We start from the raw sequence: 1263 nt of genomic DNA, 5'->3' as shown, positions 1-1263 counted from the left end.
TAAAGGCATTATCGCCAGCTGAAAAACAGGAGCTTGGCCAATTATCGAAGGTGCTAAAAATGTATGTACAGCCGGAGACATTAGCAGATAAAAGAAGGATGCTTTATTTATGGGATGTGAAACTGCAAGTACAGCTTGATTTAGGTTCATTTAATGAGCAAAGCTATAAAGGGTTTGAATCGCAGGAGAAGGCATTTAAACGTGCGGAGGAGCTGTTTGAGAAGGAAGCTGATCGTTTACTGACGAAACATTATCCTACGCTTGAAACGAGCACATGGACGCCTTTTGAAAAGCGTGAGGTTTTAAATGCAACGGCTCGCCTTGGAAAGCTCTTAAATGAAGCAGATGTGAATGAGGTATTAATAGATGCTCGCGATGAGGAAATCATTCGTCATATTCAGTCTGTTGTGAAGCAGCCCATTGTAACAGTTGTAGGGGCAGAGGAACGTTTACAAAAAGTGCAACAACAAACAGCAGCCTTGATGCAACAGCATGGTGTATCTTTGCAAAATAAAGCCACGATTGCACGTTTACCAGAGGCAGAGCGAGCACAGTTTGAAAAGCAGCTAAAAGAGCTGAAACGGTTGCAGTTAGCGCTGAAGATTTTTGGTACTTATTACGACGAACGGATTCATTTACGGATGCCTAGTTTAGATGTCTCAGATAAGTCGCTTGTAGAGCGTGAATGGCTTGTAACAGCCATGGATTATTACGGAGAGGCATTTACAAAGGAGCAGCTAGATGATTTTCCTCGGACGCCACCGAAAAAGTACGAAAAAGAGCAGCTGCAAATGGTGGATCGTTATTTAACAACTAAGCAACAATATGATATTGCGATTTTAAAAGGTGAACAGGCGTCGCCTTACGAGTTATTAGCATTGCAAAAGCAGTTAGAAGAAAGGCTAGTGAAGGACCTCAATCACCCTCGTTACCGAGCATTTGTATTAAGTGATTGCATCGGGGAAGGTATTTTATCAGAAGAAGAGGCCAATCGTCATTTAGCCATTACGGTTGTACAGACAAAGGACGGGGTTGTTCGTTACAATGATACGTTCGGCGGGAAGCAGTTAAAAGTGTACGGTGCACCATTTTTATTTGAGCAGTTCTTTAAAGGAAAAGCGATTGATCGGATTTTGGATGAGCTCGAATATGAAGAGTATGAAAAGTTGCAGGCGCAGCGTCAGCGAATGAAACAGCAGCCTGAATCGAATCAGAAGCGAAAACGTTCCTAGTCCTGCCGACAAAACGCGCAAAACATACGCT

At 42.8% G+C, this 1263-nt stretch carries 1 protein-coding gene; it reads left to right on the top strand.

All coding sequences use genetic code 11. The annotated features are described in order from the left end of the window. Window positions 1-1232: hypothetical protein (locus QI30_RS20685; RefSeq protein ID WP_158621097.1), on the top strand; the 1232-nt coding region annotated here is incomplete at its 5' end. Window positions 1233-1263 lie beyond the last annotated feature (31 nt).

Origin of the sequence: Candidatus Kurthia intestinigallinarum (genome assembly GCF_003991225.1) — a bacterium.
GTDB classification, from domain to species: Bacteria; Bacillota; Bacilli; order Bacillales_A; family Planococcaceae; genus Kurthia; species Kurthia populi.
The sequence above is the reverse complement of the archived record's forward strand: the minus strand, read 5'-3'. Positions and strand labels throughout refer to the sequence as shown.